18 protein-coding genes, 1 tRNA gene and 1 pseudogene are annotated in these 20,062 nt (G+C 40.9%); 12 read left to right on the top strand and 8 right to left on the bottom strand.

What is annotated here, in order from left to right; translation table 11 throughout:
- Positions 1-21 precede the first annotated feature (21 nt).
- The 5 genes and pseudogenes from fhuB to FH976_RS09430 form a co-directional block, all read right to left on the bottom strand.
- A complete protein-coding gene (gene fhuB / locus FH976_RS09450; RefSeq protein ID WP_194090611.1) occupies positions 22-1,998 on the bottom strand; it encodes a Fe(3+)-hydroxamate ABC transporter permease FhuB in 1,977 nt (658 codons plus the stop codon).
- Positions 1,999-2,130: 132 nt separating this feature from the next.
- Complete coding sequence (locus tag FH976_RS09445; RefSeq protein WP_194090610.1) at positions 2,131-3,054, bottom strand: iron-siderophore ABC transporter substrate-binding protein; 924 nt, start codon at positions 3,052-3,054, stop codon at positions 2,131-2,133.
- Between the two features lie 87 nt (positions 3,055-3,141).
- The gene (locus FH976_RS09440) at positions 3,142-3,912 is read right to left on the bottom strand and encodes an ABC transporter ATP-binding protein (protein WP_194090609.1); all 771 of its coding nucleotides are present in this window, start codon (positions 3,910-3,912) and stop codon (positions 3,142-3,144) included.
- Positions 3,913-4,020: 108 nt separating this feature from the next.
- A pseudogene (locus FH976_RS09435) lies at positions 4,021-5,706 on the bottom strand (TonB-dependent siderophore receptor); the annotation flags it as partial.
- Positions 5,707-5,736: 30 nt separating this feature from the next.
- Positions 5,737-6,117 (bottom strand): TonB-dependent receptor plug domain-containing protein, encoded by a 381-nt coding sequence (locus tag FH976_RS09430; protein ID WP_194090608.1) that lies wholly within the window; start codon positions 6,115-6,117, stop codon positions 5,737-5,739.
- A gap of 252 nt (positions 6,118-6,369) precedes the next feature.
- Here FH976_RS09430 and FH976_RS09425 point away from each other — a divergent pair, with 252 nt between their 5' ends.
- Entirely contained in the window at positions 6,370-8,232 is a 1,863-nt protein-coding gene (locus FH976_RS09425; protein ID WP_194090607.1) for an ABC transporter ATP-binding protein, read from the top strand.
- Positions 8,233-8,324: 92 nt separating this feature from the next.
- On the opposite strand, the gene FH976_RS09420 is transcribed toward FH976_RS09425, so the two are convergent.
- Positions 8,325-8,400 (bottom strand) — tRNA-Arg (locus FH976_RS09420).
- A 285-nt stretch (positions 8,401-8,685) separates the two neighbouring features.
- Here FH976_RS09420 and FH976_RS09415 point away from each other — a divergent pair.
- The 11 genes from FH976_RS09415 to FH976_RS09365 all read left to right on the top strand — a co-directional run bounded on the left by FH976_RS09415 (position 8,686) and on the right by FH976_RS09365 (position 18,435).
- Positions 8,686-9,966 (top strand): DUF2254 domain-containing protein, encoded by a 1,281-nt coding sequence (locus FH976_RS09415; protein WP_194090606.1) that lies wholly within the window; start codon positions 8,686-8,688, stop codon positions 9,964-9,966.
- A 283-nt stretch (positions 9,967-10,249) separates the two neighbouring features.
- Positions 10,250-10,870 carry a cytochrome c biogenesis heme-transporting ATPase CcmA gene (gene ccmA, locus FH976_RS09410; protein ID WP_194090605.1) on the top strand — a complete coding sequence of 207 codons (621 nt, stop codon included), beginning with the start codon at positions 10,250-10,252 and terminating at the stop codon, positions 10,868-10,870.
- Positions 10,870-11,538, top strand: coding sequence for a heme exporter protein CcmB (ccmB, locus tag FH976_RS09405; RefSeq protein ID WP_194090604.1), 669 nt, complete (start codon positions 10,870-10,872; stop codon positions 11,536-11,538). The genes ccmA and ccmB overlap by 1 nt, the downstream gene beginning before the upstream one ends.
- Positions 11,539-11,669: 131 nt before the next feature.
- The gene (locus tag FH976_RS09400; protein WP_194090603.1) at positions 11,670-12,446 is read left to right on the top strand and encodes a heme ABC transporter permease; all 777 of its coding nucleotides are present in this window, start codon (positions 11,670-11,672) and stop codon (positions 12,444-12,446) included.
- The gene (gene ccmD, locus FH976_RS09395) at positions 12,446-12,652 is read left to right on the top strand and encodes a heme exporter protein CcmD (RefSeq protein WP_194090602.1); all 207 of its coding nucleotides are present in this window, start codon (positions 12,446-12,448) and stop codon (positions 12,650-12,652) included. Before FH976_RS09400 ends, ccmD begins: the two co-directional genes overlap by 1 nt.
- Entirely contained in the window at positions 12,649-13,182 is a 534-nt protein-coding gene (gene ccmE / locus FH976_RS09390) for a cytochrome c maturation protein CcmE (RefSeq protein WP_194090601.1), read from the top strand. The genes ccmD and ccmE overlap by 4 nt, the downstream gene beginning before the upstream one ends.
- Positions 13,179-15,161: a heme lyase CcmF/NrfE family subunit gene (locus tag FH976_RS09385; protein ID WP_194090600.1), complete on the top strand. Its 1,983-nt coding sequence runs from the start codon at positions 13,179-13,181 to the stop codon at positions 15,159-15,161. The genes ccmE and FH976_RS09385 overlap by 4 nt, the downstream gene beginning before the upstream one ends.
- A gap of 20 nt (positions 15,162-15,181) precedes the next feature.
- Positions 15,182-15,769 carry a DsbE family thiol:disulfide interchange protein gene (locus tag FH976_RS09380; RefSeq protein WP_194090630.1) on the top strand — a complete coding sequence of 196 codons (588 nt, stop codon included), beginning with the start codon at positions 15,182-15,184 and terminating at the stop codon, positions 15,767-15,769.
- A complete protein-coding gene (locus tag FH976_RS09375) occupies positions 15,769-16,299 on the top strand; it encodes a cytochrome c-type biogenesis protein (RefSeq protein ID WP_194090599.1) in 531 nt (176 codons plus the stop codon). The genes FH976_RS09380 and FH976_RS09375 overlap by 1 nt, the downstream gene beginning before the upstream one ends.
- Complete coding sequence (gene ccmI / locus FH976_RS09370) at positions 16,296-17,531, top strand: c-type cytochrome biogenesis protein CcmI (protein WP_194090598.1); 1,236 nt, start codon at positions 16,296-16,298, stop codon at positions 17,529-17,531. The genes FH976_RS09375 and ccmI overlap by 4 nt, the downstream gene beginning before the upstream one ends.
- Before the next feature lie 142 nt (positions 17,532-17,673).
- The gene (locus FH976_RS09365) at positions 17,674-18,435 is read left to right on the top strand and encodes an MlaA family lipoprotein (protein WP_194090597.1); all 762 of its coding nucleotides are present in this window, start codon (positions 17,674-17,676) and stop codon (positions 18,433-18,435) included.
- A 378-nt stretch (positions 18,436-18,813) separates the two neighbouring features.
- Here FH976_RS09365 and FH976_RS09360 read toward each other — a convergent pair whose 3' ends face one another.
- Both FH976_RS09360 and FH976_RS09355 read right to left on the bottom strand, forming a co-directional pair.
- Complete coding sequence (locus FH976_RS09360) at positions 18,814-19,533, bottom strand: DUF3379 family protein (RefSeq protein ID WP_194090596.1); 720 nt, start codon at positions 19,531-19,533, stop codon at positions 18,814-18,816.
- Positions 19,526-20,032, bottom strand: a complete 507-nt coding sequence (locus FH976_RS09355) for a sigma-70 family RNA polymerase sigma factor (protein WP_194950364.1) — start codon at positions 20,030-20,032, stop codon at positions 19,526-19,528. Before FH976_RS09355 ends, FH976_RS09360 begins: the two co-directional genes overlap by 8 nt.
- Positions 20,033-20,062: the final 30 nt, after the last annotated feature.

The following is a 20,062-nucleotide window of genomic DNA, read 5'->3' as shown; positions in this document are numbered from 1 at the left end:
TGCTGTTTTAAATTAGATGAATTAGCCTCTTTTTTGTCCTCGAATCAATAACACTAAGAAGTAACTGCCGCCGACAATTGATACCACGGTTCCGGCGGCAATTTGCATTGGGAATAAAATAGTCTGCCCAATCCAATCCGACATTAGCATTAATAACCCGCCGGAAAGTCCTGCTACGATCAATTGCGAGCGTGCTTGTTTGGCGCCTAGCATCACTGCCATATGTGGAGCCAGTAATCCTACAAAAGCAACAGGCCCCATTGTTGTGGTCACTAAGGCACACAACAAAGCCACACTGCACAATAAAATAACGCTGGTGGCTTGTACATTTAAGCCTCGGGCGGCGGCAAATTGTCGTCCAGCGGAGATGAGCGTTAACCAACGAGAAACGCACACAAGCCCAATAAAAATGGCTAATACGCTAATCGATAAAGTTACCGCGCCAGTGCTAGTGACTCGATAAGTTGAACCTGCTAACCAACCAATAATGGTGTAGCTGTCTTGCGTGCCTTTGGCTAAAGCAAACTGCACTAAAGAATCAATTAGCGCGGTGATGGCAATGCCAATTAACACCATGCTGGATGGCGCGAATTGATTTTTGCGACCGAGTAACAGCAACAAAATCAGTACCGCGGTACTGCCGCCAAATGCAATCAACGATCCTGATGCAAAAATGTTGGCGCCAAAAAATACAGTGCCTGCCATTAAAGCAAACGTCGCACCAGCTGAAATACCTAGAATATCTGGGCTAGCAAGCGGATTATAAATAAGACGCTGTAATACTGTTCCGGCTGCTGCCAGAGCAACACCTGCGGCGAGGGCAGTTACAAAACGAGGCCAGCGAAGCGCCCAACTGAAGCTGTCTGGAATAGCAAAGTGTAAGCCGTTATCACTCATAGCAATGGTAGCGGAAACTAACAACATCACTGCGGTAAACGTGATTAATAATGGAATTGCCCAACAGGATAGCTGCGCTTTACTTGGCGGTAATTTGATGGATATCTGATCTTGTGCTTTTAATGCTCGGCGGCTAAACCACACTAATGCTGGCGCACCAATCGCGGCTGCGGTCGTGCCGCTTGGGATCATTTCTAAGGTTAATTGACTGAGTAATAGCGCCAAAATATCGGTCAGCATTAATGCCATACTGCCAATAATCATACTAGTATATAGTTCGGATTTGGCGGTTCTAGCACCTAAAGCTCGGGCGATGTTCGGTGATAACAAGCCAATAAAACTGATCACACCAACCGCCGTGATCGATGCCGACACTACCCACAAACCTAAGCCTATCAACACAATAAAAAATGGGATCACATTTAAGCCGCGAGCCGCTGCACCTTGGTGACCTAAGCGCATTAAGGTTAAAATTCTTGGTGCAAAAATAAGTAGCAACACTGCCACAGAAATACGCGGTAATAACCAATGCACCATATCCCAACCATTTTGAGCTAAATCACCCGCTCCCCAAATAAATACATTTTTAGCGTATTGATCGTTGAGTAAAATGATCGCGGTCGCAATTGCGCCAAAGAGGATATTGACGACCATACCGGATAAAATCAGGGGCAAACCTGTGATGTTTTTAGGTCCAGCAATCGTTATCACTAAACCCATCGCAAACAAGGCTCCGACCATTGCTGCTAGCGCAGTATGATCGGCCGCAAGAGATGGAAAGAACACATTGACGATAATTAATGCCAGCCAAGCGCCGGATGAGGTGCCAAGTGTTAATGGTGAAGTGAGAGAGTTTTGGGTCAGTTGTTGCATTAAACTGCCGACGAGGCCAAGCATTGCCCCAACGACAATCGCCATCACTAGACGTGGCAGTTGCGCATAGGCAAAATTGAAATCAGCAAATTCTTGTGCTTCGGCGCCTAAAATAAGGTGCCATTGTTGGCTTAAGGAAAGGGGATTGGCAATTTGTAAGTTAGCAAAAGCGACCACAATAAAGCAGAGTAAAATAGCGGTGATCATTGATGGTCGACGTTGGATCATGTAATGCAGTTTCTCATGTTTCGACCTTCATTTATCGAATCGTATTCTGGAACGATAAATGAAGGTCGGATGTATTAAGTGGTTTTATTACTGGCATTTTATTACGATGCAGTGTTTTTAACTGGAGCTTTATTATTTAGGGGATTGCAGCTCAAGCAAACTTTTCGTCAGTGATTCAGCAATATACTGCATCGACATAGCGCCACCATAATTCCATACCGGATCGGCTTTATTGACATGACCATTACGGACAAATGGCATGGCTTTCCACAGCATAGACTTATTCAGTTGCGCTTCTTGGGCCTCAGTTACTGGGCCGAAATAAATCACATAGCCATCTTTCACATGTTGAAGGTCGGTTAGCCTTTTTTGCACAATTCCCCATTCTTTTGCTGGCTGAGGTAGGGCGGTGGTTAAACCTAATTGTTTAATTACATAATCAGTGGTTGAGTTTTCAGCGTATAAATAGATAGAGGTTTGATTGGCAAATCGCATAGCCGCAATACTTGGCATCTGTCCTGAAAAAGCGACATTGATTTTCTGTTTTAATTCAGAAAATCGATGATGCATTGCTTGGAGTTTTTGTTCGGCAAGATCGGTTTTGCCAACTAAATGGGCAATGTTGTTGAAGTTTTCAATGGCGGCTTTGGCACTGTCTTGATCGGCATTGTAAGTCTGGTAATACAGCACTGGAGCGATAGTTTTTAATCGGGGGATTAAATCTTTTTGTGGCTCTGCGACTAAAATAACATCCGGTTTTAAGGCTGCTAATTTTTCCATATTCGGCTCAGCGCGAGTACCTACATCTTGTACTGATTCTGGTATTGCCGGTTTAACTACCCAAGTGGTGTAATCTTTAATGTTTGGCACGCCGACAGGGGTTACGTCTAACTCGATCAGTTGTTCTGCCAAGTCCCAGTTGAGTGCCACAATACGTTTTGGCGTTTCTGATAATTGATGTTTACCAAGGCTATCGGTCACTGTGATGGATGCATAAGAAGATAGAGAGATAAGACTTGTTGCCACTAACATCAGGGCTTGGATGAATGCTTTCATGGTAATGGATCCTTTGAGACTTTGATCTTTTGGGTGATAGCGATTTTTGAGTTATAACAATCTTTTTAGTGATAACCATCTTTTCGGTTATAGCACGACGGCGATTTTCTGTTCAGCTTGCTTAGGATGATTTAATAACTGGATATCGGTTTGGTAAAGATCGGATAATCGTTGTTCATTTAGTAGTAATGACTTTTCACCGCTAAATTCAATCTTGCCTTGTTTTAAGGCCACTATATGTGTCGCGTAACGAAGTGCTAAGTTGAGATCATGCAAAATGACTAATACACCACAACCAGTTTCCTGATTGAGTTCTTGCAGTAAATCCATTAAGTGATATTGGTGATGGATATCGAGCGCAGACGTGGGTTCATCTAAAATTAAAACCGGGGATTGTTGGGCGAGTAGCATCGCCACCCAAGCACGTTGCCTTTCTCCACCAGAAAGTTTATCGGCTAAGTTGTCTGCGTATTGAGCAACGCCGGTTTTTTCCATTGCTTGTTGGATTATTTGCTTGTCATTGTCTTGCCAGCGGCCAAACACACCCCGCCAAGGGAAGCGACCAAGTTTAACTAACTCTTGTACTGTTAAACCGGCAACATCGGGCAATTTTTGTGGTAGAAAAGCAATTTCACGCGCGAGCTGTTTTTGAGATAGTTGAGAGATTTCAGTTTGATTAAGACGCACACTGCCAGAATCTGGCTGAGTTTGTCCTGAAAGTAAGTTTACCAGTGTCGATTTACCACTGCCATTATGACCAAGCACTACCGTAAATCCATCTGTCGGGATGGTGAGATCATCAATCGATAAAATATCACGATTGTCTCGATGAACACGGACTTGGTTTAGTTTGAACATGGGGTAAATCCATATAAATTAAAGGTGTAATTATAATTCGTTTAGGTATTAACACAAAAGAAAACACTAAGTGAAGGTAAACTCACCTAGTGTTTATCTCTTACAGGATCACCAACTGTAATTTAGGTTAGCCGTAATACGGCGATCTTCACCGTAGTAACATACAATACTCGAACAACTTGCTACATATTCTTTATCTAATAGATTGTTCGCATTCACTTGAAGTTGAACTTGTTTAGTAAATTGATAGCTCGCCATCGCATCCCATAAGGTGGTGTCAGATACTTTATCACCTGTAGTTGAATTCACACTTGAACCAAGGTAACGCACGCCTGTTCCCATTCTCAAATCAGGTAGCCCGATTGAGGTAAAATCATATTGAACCCAACCAGTTGCTAAATTATCTGGGACTAATGAAGCTTGACGGTATCCGCCATTCGGATCCCTTTCTTCTAAGTTTGTATAGGTATAACTTGCGGTTAATTTTAAGTTCTCTGTAGCATAAACAGATCCTTCAAGCTCAATTCCTTGGCTTTTTTGGTCTGTTTGGCTTGTCCCTAGCACACCATTCGCATCGGTAACGGAAGTGGTTGCATTATCTTGTTTAATATCAAACCAAGCTATATTGAAATAGCCGTCTAACCATATAGGTGCGTATTTTAAACCTACTTCCGTTTGTTTACTTTCAATTGGTAAGTAAAGTTTGTTGGTTGTAAAATCCAGGCTAGCAGAAGCATAATAAGAGCTAGAATAGCTGACATAAGGTGATAAACCATTATCTGCTAAATACATTAAACCTGTATTGAATGAGAATTGGCCATCATCAATTTTATCTTCGTATTGACCTGTATTTTCTACTTTGAGCCAATCGTAACGAGCACCAAGGTTAGCAACCCAGCGCTGGGCTAAAATGGTTTGAAATTGTGCGTAAGTGCCAATTTGTTCCTTCGTTATATCATTTTGATACATTGAAGCAGAAAGGTCGGCAGGAACACCGTTGTCATATGTTGGATGACGGCTATCGATGATTCCTGTCGGAGTGCCTAATCTATTGCCCATCCAATCATTATTATGGTGTTGATAATCGACTCCAACCATAAATTTGTTATCTGTTAACTTCGTTGAAAAGTCCGCAGTAACATTGTTATCAAAAGTATAACTATGAGAATCGCCATCATTGATTAGAGTTGATCGAGCTATAGTATTAGGATCCGAATCTTGCCAATCATTATTATAAGCAGCTGTACTACGTAGGTATAATTCTTTATAAGCAAAGTTAAAGTTTTGCTTATAAGTCCATACGTCATCGATATCGTATTTGAATAAATAACCTGCTGAAACTTGAGTTTGGTCTAAACGATCCGTGTCTGGTTCTCCATAATTGGTACTTGGATCAATATGACCGCCATCTGGTAATGCTGAATAAGTACCGTCAACAGGAAAAAATCCATTTTGAGGGACCCCTGTATCTTTAGTGAAACTAGTTAATAAAGTAAGACTTGCTGACTCATTGAAATCAATTGTATAGCTAGGTGCGATATAAAAACGTTCATTTTTCGTACCATCCAATGCGCCATCTTTATGGTTAACCATAGCAACTAGACGATAGCGTTGACTTCCATCGTCACTGGCCCAACCAGATACATCGACACCAAGCTGCATATAGTCTTTACTGCCACCGGAAATATTAATATTTCCTTGTGGTACATCGGTAGGTTTCTTTTGAACTAAGTTCAATACACCGCCTGGCTGTGAGTCACCATAGAAAATAGCGCTTGGGCCTTTTAATAATTCAACACTTTCTAACCCATAAGTTTCAGTTGACTATCCAAAAAAACCTTCTTTATATAAACGGTTTCCATCTAGATAAACACTTGGTTCAAATCCTCGAACTAATAACCAATCTGTATCCACATCAGAACCATATGGCGATACTACACCTGGGCTATATCGAAAGGCTTCATCGAGTTTATTGACATCGTGTATTTTTAAATCTTCTTGCTGGATAACAGTGACCGATTTAGGTGTCTGGCTATCAGGTGTTTCCATTTTAAGCGCAGAAGCTGAAACAGTAATGGTATCCATTGAATCGGTTGCTGCATCTTCGGCTAAAGTGGGTAAAGCGAAAAGAGCCAAAGTTAAACCAATGGCAGGCGTAAAACTGGCTGCGATGGCTTTTGATAAGGGGTGTGATTTAGTATGCATTGTGTTTAGAGCCTATTATTCCAATACGAGTGCGATTCTAATTGAGAATCGTTAGCATTTATGATTTTATTTCTTTATTCGCATAATTGACAGCGTTAATTAGAAAAATATCAATAAAAATGAAAATACAATGATCAAAATCAAAGGTAGGAATGTGATGGGTTTATGCTTATCATATACACCATTAAAAGAAGTGACAAAATCGTTTCTTTTTCCTATCTAAACACCTCTTTCTTTAATGGAAACCACTTTATGTTCAAGTTTTTTGAAGGGCTAACTTCAGCCTTTCCCAAAGATAAAGTAGAAACACCGCCTAATACTTTGTTTGCCTTTTGTATGCATTACAGCCGTGATTTTCTCGGTCCAATCATTTTGATGTCACTTTTGAGCGCATGTATTGCTGTTATTGAAGTGGCTTTAATGGGTTTTATGGGCTCGATTGTTGACATGCTTTCAAAACATACCCCAGAAACGTTGTGGGCGGCTGAAGGCACCAAAATCATGGGGATGGGACTGGTTATTATTGTAGTCATTCCTGTGATTGGCTTCTTCCATTCGATGATCATGCACCAAACATTATTGGGTAATTTTCCAATGTCGGTTCGTTGGTTAGCGCACCGCTACTTATTGAATCAAAGTGTCACTTTTTATCAAGATGACTTTGCAGGGCGTATTGCCACTAAAGTGATGCAAACTTCGCTAGCTGTGCGTGAAACAGTAATGAAGTTTGCGGATATGTTGGTGTACGTGTCGGTGTACTTTGTGTCGATGATTGTCTTAATGGGACAAGCAGATTTGTGGCTAATGATCCCGGTGTTTATTTGGTTAGCCGCTTATGTTCTAACTCAAGTTTACTTTGTGCCTAAAATGAAGCGTATTGCTACCGCTCAAGCCGATGCTCGTTCTACAATGACGGGTCGGATTGTCGATAGTTACACCAATATCGCCACTGTGAAGTTGTTCTCACACACTAATCGTGAAACTGAATACGCCGAGAAGGGCATGCAGTCTTTCTTGCAAACGGTTTACGCCCAAATGCGTTTAGCGACCGTGTTTTTATTCAGTATTGATATGCTCAACTACTTACTCCTATTTTCTGTGGCAGCATTGTCGATTGGATTATGGATGAACAGCATGATCACGGTCGGAGCGATTGCAATTGCGATCAGCCTTGCATTGCGTATTCAAGGTATGTCTAAGTGGATTATGTGGGAAATCAGCGCCATTTTCGAAAACATTGGTACTGTGGTTGATGGTATGAATACGCTGTCGAAACCTGTTAGCACACAAGATGTGGCTCAAGCACCTGAATTAAGCGTTGAAAAAGGCGGTATTGAATTCGACCATGTGAACTTCCACTACGGTGAAAAAGATAAAGCGATTATCAATGACTTGCACTTCAATATTAAGCCGGGTGAAAAAGTCGGTCTGGTAGGGCGTTCAGGGGCAGGCAAATCGACGTTAGTGAACTTGCTATTACGCTTTTACGATTTAGAAAGTGGCACGATTCGCATCGACGGACAAGATATCTCCAAGGTGAAACAAGATTCGCTGCGAAGTAATATTGGCATGATCACGCAAGATACTTCACTGCTGCACCGCAGTATTCGTGAAAATATTATGTATGGCCGCCCAGAGGGAACGGAAGCTGATTTGTTAGCTGCAACGGCGCAAGCACATGCCCATGAGTTTATTGAAACCTTAACGGATACTTTCGGTAATGTCGGCTACGATGCTCAAGTGGGTGAGCGTGGTGTGAAATTGTCTGGTGGTCAACGTCAGCGTATCGCGATTTCTCGAGTATTGCTAAAAGATGCTCCAATCTTAATTATGGATGAAGCAACCTCTGCGTTGGATTCTGAAGTGGAAGCTGCGATCCAAGAAAGTTTATATGAACTGATGGAAGGAAAAACGGTTATTGCCATTGCGCATCGTTTATCCACTATTGCTGCGATGGATCGACTTATCGTATTAGATAAAGGTCAAATCTTAGAGCAAGGCTCTCATCAAGAATTGATTGCACAAGGTGGTGTTTATGCGCAACTTTGGGCTCACCAAACTGGCGGCTTCATCGGCGCGGAAGGTGACGTTGTTGAAGAGAAAAAACAAGCATAACGTGTGATTTTTGAACCGTTAGTGTTTTAAATATCGTAAAGGCCAAGTGAGTGATCACTTGGCCTTTTTTATTCGAGCTAAATGGAATACTGTGGTGTCCCCTGCGAGATTCGAACTCACGTCTAAGACTTAGGAGGTCCTTGTTCTATCCAGCTGAACTAAGGGGACTTTGTTTCATTTGTAGCAAACATTTTTGCAGTGAATGTTTTGATGCAGGTTAAGCTTCTGTGTTACTTAAGACTTTATATTAACCAATGATTCTATGTTAACTAACATTCTATGGCGGAGGATAATACGGATTTTTTCTGTCCGCTTCAAGTAAAGGATGGCTACCAAGGTCGTATATTTTCAGTTCATGTATTGCGTAATTCTCAATTTAACCTTTTAATAAATAAAACAGTTTATTGATTAACTCCTCTTCCCAGTCATTACCTATTTAAGTTGGAAAAATGTATGGCAGCTAGTTTTTCTCGTGACCATCTTCGTTTTATGGTGAACCGCCTTAAAGAAAAGCTTTGGGTTAAGCCGTTATGGATGTGTATTTGTTCTATTTTGGCAGTTTTTGTCGCGAAATTTGCCGATCACATGGATATCGATTTTTTCGTTTTACCGCTTAGTCTTGATTCATTAGTCGCATTGTTAGAGATCATGTCATCGAGTATGTTAGTGATCGCGACTTTTTCTGTTGGTTCGATGCTAGCGGCATATTCTTCTGCTAGTAATTCTGCTACTCCCCGAGCGTTTACTTTAGTGGTGGCTGATGATGTCTCTAAAAATGCACTGTCTCGCTTCATTGGATCATTTATTTTTAGCATTGTAGCGTTGACTGCGGTAAAAAATGATTTCTTCGGGTCACCGGGGCTATTGGTTTTATTTGTGGTAACCGTATTGGTGTTTGCTTTAGTTGTACTGACGTTTATCCGTTGGGTTGATCGCCTAGCCAGACTTGGGCGAGTTGGTAATACTGTGGATAGAGTCGAGCACGTGGTGATGGACTCACTTATACGTCAGCGAAATTCACCGAACTTGTCGGGGTCACCTTGTGTTGATACTGATGAAGGTGAAACGGTGGTTGCCACTCAGGTTGGTTATGTGCAACATGTTGATATTAGCCGTCTGCATCATTGGGCCGAAAAGAGGGATATGCATATTGTACTGGATGCGCTTCCAGGGGATTTTGTTGCACCTGGCACCGTACTGGCGAGAGTACTTTATGATGAGAAAGAAGAAGATTTTGATTACAAAGATATTATTGCAGCATTTCAAATTGGGGTAGATCGATTTTTTGATGACGATCCAAGATTTGGCTTAATTGTATTATCTGAAATTGCCAGTAAAGCTTTATCTCCTGCGGTGAATGATCCGGGGTCGGCAATTAAAGTTATTGGTAGTTTGGTGCGTTTATTGGCGACGTGGTCAGAACCTGTACAAGAAAAAGATGAACAAGAATCTTGTTATGATCGCGTGCAAGTCCCTGAGGTAAAAGTTGCTGATATGTTTGATGATGCTTTTACGCCGATTGCGCGTGATGGCGCGGGTTGTTTAGAAGTTGTAACGCATTTACAAAAAGCGTTTTCTGCATTGCATTTATTGGGCGACGAACCAATGAAAAAAGCGGCGAAGCATCATGCGGAAATGTCGTTAAAACGTAGTGAAAGTGCTTTAACGCTTCCTGAGGATTTACAGGTTGTGCGTAATATCAGTATGTTTAAGGTGCAAGCTAAACCCAAGTAATACCACTCGTTCTTTTGACTAAAATCAGTAAAGTATCAAATAGTCAAAACTATACCTATTTATGATTATATTCATTTCTTTTTATTTACCGAATGATGGTTAGAGATTAAGGGTATCTTTCTATATTGATTAGCCCTTTTATGCTGTTGAGCTTAAATGTCGATGTTTAAATTGTATTTTTGTGACAATTCAAACATTACCCAGAAGGTTTGCATTGTGAAGCTTTCGAGTTTGAGGTCCTGTGGTAATATACTGTTCTCTCCTTAAAGATAGATGATGTCAAATGCTAGAAGTTAGTGGTTTAACCGCCATTCGTGATGATAAAGAACTGTTTCGGGAACTCTCGTTTTCTGTAAAACCAAATGATTTGGTACAAATTGAAGGGCGAAATGGTTCAGGTAAAACCACCTTATTGCGTATAGTGACGGGGCTTGCTGACTGTGATGACGGACATATTTTATGGAAACAAAATAATACCCAAAAAGATCGGGATGCTTTTCATCAAGACTTATTGTTTTTAGGGCATCAAACGGGTGTAAAAAAAGAGCTGACTGCGTTTGAAAACTTATCGTTTTATCAAAAAGTAAATGGTTCCAAAGGTGTGACTGAACAAGATATTTGGCTAGCATTAGCCAAAGTTGGTTTGGCGGGTAAAGAGGACATCCCATCGGTTAAACTTTCAGCTGGTCAACAACGTCGTGTTGCTTTGGCTAGACTCTGGTTAAGTAAGCATCCATTATGGATTTTAGATGAGCCATTAACGGCAATTGATAAGCAAGGCATCAAAGTGATTGAAGAACTATTTTTGGAGCATACACAGCAAGGTGGAATGATTTTGTTTACGACTCACCAAGATATGTTTTCGGATTTACATTCACTTAAAAAAATAAAGTTAGGTTCATAATGATAGCAAATATGGGACATATCATTCGTCGTGAGCTATTGATTGCTTATCGTCGTCAAGCCGATGTGTTTAACCCATTATGGTTTTTCATTATTGTCATTACCCTTTTTCCATTAAGCGTTGGTTCTGAGCCTAATTTGTTAGCACGTATTGCTGCTGGTATTGTTTGGGTAGCGGCATTGCTTTCAGCTCTGTTATCGTTAGAGCGTTTATTTCGCGATGATTTTCACGATGGTGCGTTAGAGCAGATGATGCTTCTACCCATTCCACTTCCTTTGGTTGTGATGGCAAAAGTACTTTCTCATTGGATTCTAACTGGATTGCCGCTTATTTTGATTAGCCCACTGCTCGCCGTACTGTTGTCTCTTGATTTCAATACTTGGTTGGCAGTTGTTATTACGTTATTGATTGGTACGCCAACGTTAAGTTTTATCGGAGCGATTGGAGTAGGGCTTACCGTAGGATTGCAAAAAGGCGGGGTATTACTCAGTTTATTAGTTTTACCTTTATATATCCCTATTTTGATTTTCGCGACGTCTGCAATTGATGCTGCCAGTGGAGGTTTTCCGTATTCTGGGCAACTTGCCATTTTAGGTGCGATGCTATTGGGCTCTATGACGTTAACACCGTTTGCGATTAGTGCTTCTTTACGGATCAGTGTGAATTAGAAAATATAGAATCAAATACAAGATCAATGCCTAAAGTCACAATATTAAGTCGACGGGCATAAAACAAATTTAAATTAGCAGATTAGTTTGGATAGCACGTTCAGAACTAACTTTATACAGTGAGAAGCAACATGTGGAAATGGCTACACCCTTACGCGAAGCCTGAAAGAACCTATCAGCTTTGTGGTTCATTACTACCTTGGTTTTCTATTTTCGCCACGATTTTTCTGGTAATAGGAATGATCTGGGGATTGGCTTTTGCTCCTGCCGATTACCAACAAGGTGATAGTTTCCGAATTATTTATATTCATGTACCTGCTGCGATGTGGTCGATGGGAATTTATGTATCTATGGCAATCGCCGCTTTTGTTGGCTTGGTATGGCAGCTTAAATTGTCTAACATGGCCGTTGCTGCGATGGCTCCCATTGGTGCGGTTTTTACCTTTGTTGCGCTTATTACTGGCTCTGTTTGGGGTAAGCCAATGTGGGGCGCATGGTGGGTGTGGGATGCACGCTTAACCTCTGAATTAATCCTGTTATTTTTATATCTTGGTGTGATTGCGCTTTATCATGCTTTTGATGACCAAAAAACAGCCGCGAAAGCTGCCGGTATTTTAGCAATTGTGGGAGTGATCAATATTCCTATTATCCATTATTCGGTAGAGTGGTGGAATACGCTTCATCAAGGAGCCACTATTAGCAAGATGGGTAAACCTGCTATGGCAGCTGATATGTTATGGCCATTATTGTTTAGTATTGCTGGCTTTGCTTGTTTCTCCGTAGCGGTCGCTTTAGTGCGTTTTCGTACTGAAATATTAAGATCTGAAAGTAACCGACCTTGGGTTATTACGCTCGTATATGCACGCTTTCCTACTCAATCTATATCGATAAAACGAGAGGTGAATTAATGTATTTTGATTCTTTATCTGATTTCTTTGCGATGGGTGGATATGCTGCCTATGTATGGGGCGCTTTTGGGATCACTTTCTTAAGTTTATTCGTTTTATGCTGGAGTAGCCTGTCTCAACATCGGGCTTTATTTAAAGAGATCCAACAAAAAATGGATCGTGAAGAGCGCATTCAAGCGGCAAAAAAAATGGAAAATACACTATGACTCCAAGACGTAAGAAAAGACTTGCTATTGTACTTGCCATCTTAATTGGTGTCGCGGGCACCGTTGGTTTAATCATGTATGCGTTAAATCAAAATATAAACTTATTTTATACACCAACAGAAATCGTTAATGGGAAACCTAACGGTATTAAACCTCATGTTGGTGAGAAGTTACGGATTGGAGGGATGGTTGTTGTGGGGTCGGTAAAACGCGATCCTGAAACGCTGAATGTAAGCTTTGAACTAGAAGATATAGGCCCTAAAGTCACGGTTAATTATACGGGTATCTTGCCAGATTTATTTCGTGAAGGGCAGGGCATTGTCGCTCAAGGCACATTAGTTGATGCCACCACCATTAATGCCTTTGAAGTATTAGCCAAACATGATGAAAACTACATGCCTTCAGAAATTGAAGAGGCAATGAAGAAAAAACATCAACCAGGCTATAACACTGAAACACCAGATCCTAAATCTGACATCTCTGAATCTAAAATGAATCAATCTGAAACTAATCAAGGAAGCGGGCAATGATTGCTGAACTTGGACACTTTGCCTTAATCTTAGCGTTGGGCTTTTCAATATTACTCAGTATTTTTCCACTGTATGGCGCAAGCACGAATAATAGAACCTTAATGGGAATGGCAAGGCCGTTGTCGTGGGGGATGTTCCTCATGCTCGCATTTTCATTTGGAACATTGCTGTGGGCATTTTATTCGAATGATTTTACCTTGAAGTATGTGGCAAGTAATTCAAATAGCCAGCTTCCTTGGTATTACCGCTTAACGGCAGTTTGGGGTGCACACGAAGGCTCCTTGTTACTTTGGGTATTGATCCAAGCTATTTGGACCATTGCGGTGGCGACGTTCAGCCGGGGCATGCCACTTGAGTCAATCTCACGTGTACTTGCCGTAATGGGCATGATTTCCGTCGGATTCTTGTTGTTTATCATTTTAACCTCAAATCCATTTTTAAGTGTTCTGCCGTACTTTCCCGTTGATGGGCGAGATCTTAACCCATTGCTACAAGACCCTGGTTTGATTATCCATCCACCAATGTTGTACATGGGATATGTGGGTTTTTCGGTAGCATTCTCCTTTGCTATTGCATCATTAATGACGGGTCGTTTAGATACGGCATGGGCTCGTTGGTCAAGGCCTTGGACCACTGCTGCTTGGGTATTTCTAACGGTTGGTATCGCACTGGGTTCTTGGTGGGCTTATTATGAACTTGGCTGGGGTGGCTGGTGGTTCTGGGATCCAGTCGAAAACGCATCGTTCATGCCTTGGCTCGCGGGCACGGCATTAATGCACTCATTAGCAGTAACGGAAAAGCGTGGCACATTTAAAGCGTGGACAGTTTTACTGGCAATTGCCGCCTTCTCATTAAGTTTACTGGGTACATTCCTCGTTCGGTCTGGCATTTTGGTGTCAGTGCATTCATTTGCTTCTGATCCGGCACGCGGAATGTTTATTCTGGCGTTCTTAGCCATCGTCATTGGTGGCTCATTATTGTTGTTTGCATTGAAAGGATCAAAAGTTCGAGTTCGAGGTAATTATTCATTAATCTCGCGTGAGAATGCCTTGTTGTCTAATAACATCTTGCTGATTGCGGCATTAGTTGTTGTGATGATTGGTACGCTTTTACCTTTAATACACAAACAAATTGGTATGGGTTCAGTCTCGATTGGCGCACCTTTCTTTAATAGCTTATTTACATGGCTTATCGTGCCGTTTAGCATCATTTTAGGTATTGGCCCGTTGATTCGCTGGAAACGCGATAATCTTTCTAGCGTGAAAGTTCCTATTTTAGTATCTGCAGTCGTATCGATTGGGTTAGCCGCTTTGATTGGCCTGCTATCTTCAAAGCAATTTATGCCTCTTGCTTCGTTAGGTTGGTTCTTGGCAATTTGGATCGTGACAATGCACGCATTTGAATTATATCAACGAGCCACGCACCGCCACTCTTTCTTTGTTGGTATCACTAAACTGCAACGTAGCCACTGGTCAATGATGATGGGCCATGTTGGATTAGCCATTACGATTATCGGTATTGCTATGGTACAAAACTACAGCATTGAACGTGATGTACGCTTAGAGCCGGGGCAGACCTTTGATATTCAAGGCTATCAATTCCATTTCACGGGTTTACGTGATCATAATGGCCCGAATTACGATGGCTTTATTGCGGATTTCCGGATCACGGAAGATGGTCAATATGTGAATGATTTGCATGCTGAAAAACGTTTCTATCACACGGCTCGATCTATGATGACGGAAGCGGCGATTGATCGTGGCTTTACTCGTGACTTATATGTTGCAATGGGTGAGCAGCTTGAAGGTTCTAATGCTTGGGCGGTACGTATTTACTATAAACCTTTTATTCGTTGGATTTGGCTAGGTGCAATTTTCATGGCGATTGGTGGCATATTAGCGATCAGTGATAAACGTTATCGCTTTAGAAAAAAATTAAAGCTGGGTAATGATTCGAATACACCTGAGCAGGAGGCGTGAGTATGGGCGATAAAAAAAGCATGAATCGTAAGATTTTATTTGCGCCCTTGATTTTATTTATTGCGTTGGTGGCGGTATTTGCAACTCAGCTTACTCGTAATGCGAAAGGCGATGATCCGACTAAATTAGAATCCGTCTTAGTGGGTAAATCAGTGCCTGATTTTACGCTTGAAGATTTGTATCAGCCGGATCAAACTTATAACCAATCTCTATTTAAAGGTAAGCCTCTTATTTTGAATGTGTGGGCAACATGGTGTCCGACTTGTTATGCGGAGCATCAATTTTTAAATAAGTTGTCAGCACAAGGAGTGAACATTATTGGTTTGAATTATAAGGACGATCGTACTAAAGCCGAAAAATGGTTGAAAAACTTGGGTGACCCATACCAAATCGTTCTGTTTGACGGCAATGGTATGTTTGGTTTGGATCTCGGTGTTTATGGCGCGCCAGAAACATTCTTAATTGATGCCGATGGTAAGATCCAATATCGCCATGTTGGTGATGTTAATATCGACAATTGGAATGAGACTTTATTGCCGCTTTATAATCAATTAGCAGGACAGAAAAGCCCATTACCGCCGACACCAACCTCGATGGGGCAGAGCTGATGAAAAAATTCACTTCATTTATAATTTTCTTGTTAGTGTCGTTAAGTTTTCCAACGCTCGCGGCTATTGAAGTGTTTGATTTTGATACGCCAGCACAAGAAGCACAATTTCAGGAATTGAGTCATACGTTACGTTGTCCTAAATGTCAGAATAATTCTATTTCTGACTCCAATGCTGAGTTAGCAAAAGACTTACGTGAACAAACATATTTAATGACAAAGCAGGGAAAATCGAAACAAGAAATTATTGATTATATGGTTGCTCGTTACGGTAATTTTGTTACTTATAACCCACCTCTTACGCCTTCAACCGCTATTTTGTGGCTAGCTCCACTAAGTATCGTTTTGTTTGGTTTTGCTTTTATTTTCCTTCGGACTCGACGCAGAGCTAAAATGGAAAAAGAAAATCCTGAGCAGTGGGATGAGCAACATGAGCAACGATTGCAACAGCTTTTATCTGAGCAAAATACAACATCTGAAAGTGTCACTGAGACAATTGGCAAGGATGATAAAAAAGGTAACAACGTATGATGGTTTTTTGGATTGGTACGGTTTTCTTACTAGCGATTGCTGCGATATTTATTGTTTACCCTTTATTGAAATCAAGAAAAATTGATGAAGCGGCTCAACGAGATGAGCTGAATAAAGCTTTTTTTAAAGACCGTTTGGATGAATTAGAAGCGGAAGACTCTGCCGGTATTATTGAAGATAAAGACGACTTAGTGACAGATTTGAAACAATCGTTGCTAGATGATATTCCTCATTCTCATATTGAACTAACGGCTTCGGATAAAAAAATGAAATGGATGGCTATTCCTTTCATGTTGTTTATGGCCGTTACCGCTTATGGAATGTATGCTGTTTTTGGTGCTAGCGATCAAGTTGCTCACTGGAAAAAGGTAGAAAATAGTTTACCTGAGTTAACTCAAAAGTTAATGAATCCTCAAGGTGCTGAATTAACTGAACAGCAAATGGATGATTTGACATTAGCGATGCGAACTCGTCTGCAAAGCCATCCAAATGATGGTACAGGTTGGGTGTTATTAGGGCGTATTGCGATGGCAAATCGTGATGTTGAAACGTCAATTGGGGCGCTAAGTAAAGCGGATCGCTTGTTGCCTAATAACCCAGATGTGCAACTTAGTTTAGCTCAGGCGTTAATGTTTTCATCAGATCCTGCAAACACTGAAAAATCAGGTACGATTTTACATCAGTTATTACAACAACCTGAGGTTGATCCTCGTGTATATTCATTGATGGCTTTTAATGCTTATGAAAATGCTCAATATGCACAAGCAATTCAATATTGGCGTAAGCTACAAGTTTTAATTGGCGAGGATGATTCGCGGTACGCGATGTTAGAACGTAGTATCCAAACGGCCCAACGTGAGCTAAATGGGCAAGAACATCCACAAAAAGTAGAACATGAAGGTACGCCAGTAAGCGTTACTATTTCACTCGCACCGGACGTTCCCGTTCCAAAGTCGGGTGTATTGATCGTGTCTATCCATAGCGCCGATGGTTCTCCAATGCCAATTGCTGCTGCGCGTTATCCACTATCTAAGTTTCCAGTGACTGTGGTACTTGATGATAGTAATAGCATGATGAAACAACGTAAGTTATCAAGCCTATCGGATATTATGGTTCGTGCTCGTATTGATAGTGATGGCGATGTGTCGACTCGTGATCATGATTGGCATGGTGAAAGCTTGCCTGTCCATTTAGGCGATAATGTTGTGATATTTATTGATAAGAGATATTGATATTACCCAGCGAGATACAATACAATTAAGCAATGTGTGACATTCCAATCGTTAGTAAAACATTGGGTGTAACAAATGAAAGGCAAGTTATCCTTATGACTTGCCTTTTTTATTCGATACTTCTTTCACAGGGTGTGGTGATTTGAGCAAGGTAAATGCCTCGTTTTCTCTTTTCTATCTATTTAGCTTATTTTTACTAATTGGTTGCAGCAGTGCGCCTGAATCTTCTGACACACTACCAAACACCACGGTTAATGATCCTTTGGAGGGCTTTAATCGCACCATGTGGGACCTAAACTATGACATTTTAGATCCTTACCTCGTACGCCCTGTTTCAATTGCCTATATGGAATGGTTACCCACACCATTGACCGCTGGAGTTTCTAATTTTTTAGATAACCTAGAAGAGCCCGCCAGTGCACTGAATAATTTATTTATGGGAAATGGTGGTAAAGCCTTAGATAGCTTCAACCGTTTTTGGATTAATACCACGATAGGTTTACTGGGGTTTATTGATGTTGCCAGTGAAGCGGGTATTACTCGTTCGAGCCGAGAGTTTGGCGATGTGCTGGGTTATTATGGCGTCGGAAATGGTCCTTATGTCATGATGCCAGCATACGGACCTTTAACTCCGAGAGATCTCGCCGATCAAGCCGATAGTTTATATATGCCTCTCTATTGGCTGACTTTTTGGCAAAGCGCAGGTAAGTGGGTAATACAAGGGCTAGAAACCCGTTATGAGTTAATTCCACAAGAGGGAATGCTCCGTAACTCTCCAGATCCATATGCGCTAAGTCGCAGTATTTATTTACAGCATCAAGATTTTAAAGCGGAAATTGAAAAAGATCCCGAACCTGTGGTGGATGAAGATTTACTGGATCAGTATTTAGGGTACGATTACTAACGATGTTTTAAAGCCCTCAAAGCTATGATTTTAAAAACATGGCTCTTAAAAATAAAAACAGCCTGATCAAAAATTGATCAGGCTGTTTTTTTATCCAGAGTTCAGGTTACTTAGAAGGATTTATTGTATTGAATCCCAGTTATTATTGTATCTGTATGTGTGGTCGAGCTGATGCTTGATATTGGGTCATAGTCTTCATTAGTATCTGAGCATAATGTATTTGTGATAAGATTTTTTATTATCGACATGTTTTAAAAGAAGTTTTTATAAAATTAGGCTTGAGGGAAAATAGAGAGGAACACATGTGAAAAATGTATAGTATTTCACATGTGTTATTGATTTCTTGAGCAACTATTTTTTAGTCATTAATACCGAACTCTACGTATTGAGGGAGAGTAATAAGGTTATTTTCTGTGAAAGTGCTTGGATATTTTCATTTTCTTCACCAATAAGAACCAAACTGCCTTTTTCTAACGGAACTATTTCACCTTTTAATCCTTTTTGAAAAAACACATTGGCTTTCGGTACTTTAATTTTAGAAATAAACGCCGTTACTTTCCCTTCTTTACCAGCAAAAACCATGTGTAGTGCACTATGTTCGCGACCGAAACTACAATGGTTGAGATAATACAAATGAAATGGAAAGGATCCATTCAGTTTATAAGCGTAAGTGCTGAGTTTCGCATTGACTTCTTGCTCTGAATTATTTTCATCAATGTCATACGCAAATTGCTCACCGTGAATAATATGCTCCATTGCCATACCTTCAAGGTTGGCGTAAGCCGGAGAGATAAAGACTTGACCCCAATTAATTTGTCCTACGCTGAGCCCAATGGTAAAAATAATTGAAGCCGCCAGAGCAAACATACGGCTGCTCATACTCACTTGTTTTTTTGCAGGGGAATGTGCAAAAATAATTTTGTCGGCAAGATCATCAGGAACATCAACATTAAAAGCCTGTTCAAGCTTATTATCGAGTGATGTGAGATTATCGGCATATTGACGATTATTTTTATCAGCAAGAATTTTGTGTAGCACTTCATCACTACGGTCTTTTGGAGCCGACAATAAACGGCGTCGAAACTCTAAATCATCCATTATTTGCCCCCAAAGTAGGTTCTGATGCGTCTAAGCTTTCTTTTAATTGGTTTCGTGCACGAAACAGTCTGGTCATTACTGTATTTTTATTTAAATCGAGGATCTGCGCAATCTCCTCGCCACTAAAACCTGCAATGACTTGTAAAAATAACGGCTCACGATATTCCAGCTCTAAATTCATAATTTGCTTTTGTAACCACTGTTGTTGGTGGTAGGGATCATCATTGGTTGAACCACCGTTCCCTGGCTCATCAATATCAACAAGATCGAATTTTTTACGCTCAAAACGACGTGCATTCTCACGCCTTAAAATAGTAATTAGCCAAGATTTAGCGGCTTTCTCATCTAATAGGCTATCTAATGATTTCCATGCACGCAGGCAAGTATCTTGCACTAAATCTTCGGCAATATGTTTGTCTTTGCATAACCAATAGGCATAGCGATATAGATCTCGATGATAAGCTCGAACTAAGCTTTCATAGCGTTTTTGTTTATCCATTTCTCTAATGACCGACTCAGGTACACTTTT

Origin of the sequence: Vibrio hibernica (assembly GCF_015223435.1) — a bacterium.
Lineage (GTDB): Bacteria > Pseudomonadota > Gammaproteobacteria > Enterobacterales > Vibrionaceae > Vibrio > Vibrio hibernica.
This window is presented reverse-complemented; position numbering and strand designations above follow the sequence as displayed.

Bases quoted from the DNA above. Each gene is read 5' to 3' on its own strand.
- ccmI (WP_194090598.1), top strand. From the start codon at position 16,296: ATGATGGTTTTTTGGATTGGTACGGTTTTCTTACTAGCGATTGCTGCG.
- FH976_RS09400 (WP_194090603.1), top strand. From the start codon at position 11,670: ATGTGGAAATGGCTACACCCTTACGCGAAGCCTGAAAGAACCTATCAG.
- ccmE (WP_194090601.1), top strand. From the start codon at position 12,649: ATGACTCCAAGACGTAAGAAAAGACTTGCTATTGTACTTGCCATCTTA.
- ccmD (WP_194090602.1), top strand. From the start codon at position 12,446: ATGTATTTTGATTCTTTATCTGATTTCTTTGCGATGGGTGGATATGCT.
- FH976_RS09425 (WP_194090607.1), top strand. From the start codon at position 6,370: ATGTTCAAGTTTTTTGAAGGGCTAACTTCAGCCTTTCCCAAAGATAAA.
- FH976_RS09380 (WP_194090630.1), top strand. From the start codon at position 15,182: ATGAATCGTAAGATTTTATTTGCGCCCTTGATTTTATTTATTGCGTTG.
- FH976_RS09375 (WP_194090599.1), top strand. From the start codon at position 15,769: ATGAAAAAATTCACTTCATTTATAATTTTCTTGTTAGTGTCGTTAAGT.
- FH976_RS09445 (WP_194090610.1), bottom strand. From the start codon at position 3,054: ATGAAAGCATTCATCCAAGCCCTGATGTTAGTGGCAACAAGTCTTATC.
- ccmA (WP_194090605.1), top strand. From the start codon at position 10,250: ATGCTAGAAGTTAGTGGTTTAACCGCCATTCGTGATGATAAAGAACTG.
- ccmB (WP_194090604.1), top strand. From the start codon at position 10,870: ATGATAGCAAATATGGGACATATCATTCGTCGTGAGCTATTGATTGCT.
- FH976_RS09430 (WP_194090608.1), bottom strand. From the start codon at position 6,117: ATGCATACTAAATCACACCCCTTATCAAAAGCCATCGCAGCCAGTTTT.
- FH976_RS09355 (WP_194950364.1), bottom strand. From the start codon at position 20,032: ATGGATAAACAAAAACGCTATGAAAGCTTAGTTCGAGCTTATCATCGA.
- FH976_RS09360 (WP_194090596.1), bottom strand. From the start codon at position 19,533: ATGGATGATTTAGAGTTTCGACGCCGTTTATTGTCGGCTCCAAAAGAC.
- FH976_RS09385 (WP_194090600.1), top strand. From the start codon at position 13,179: ATGATTGCTGAACTTGGACACTTTGCCTTAATCTTAGCGTTGGGCTTT.
- FH976_RS09415 (WP_194090606.1), top strand. From the start codon at position 8,686: ATGGCAGCTAGTTTTTCTCGTGACCATCTTCGTTTTATGGTGAACCGC.
- fhuB (WP_194090611.1), bottom strand. From the start codon at position 1,998: ATGATCCAACGTCGACCATCAATGATCACCGCTATTTTACTCTGCTTT.
- FH976_RS09440 (WP_194090609.1), bottom strand. From the start codon at position 3,912: ATGTTCAAACTAAACCAAGTCCGTGTTCATCGAGACAATCGTGATATT.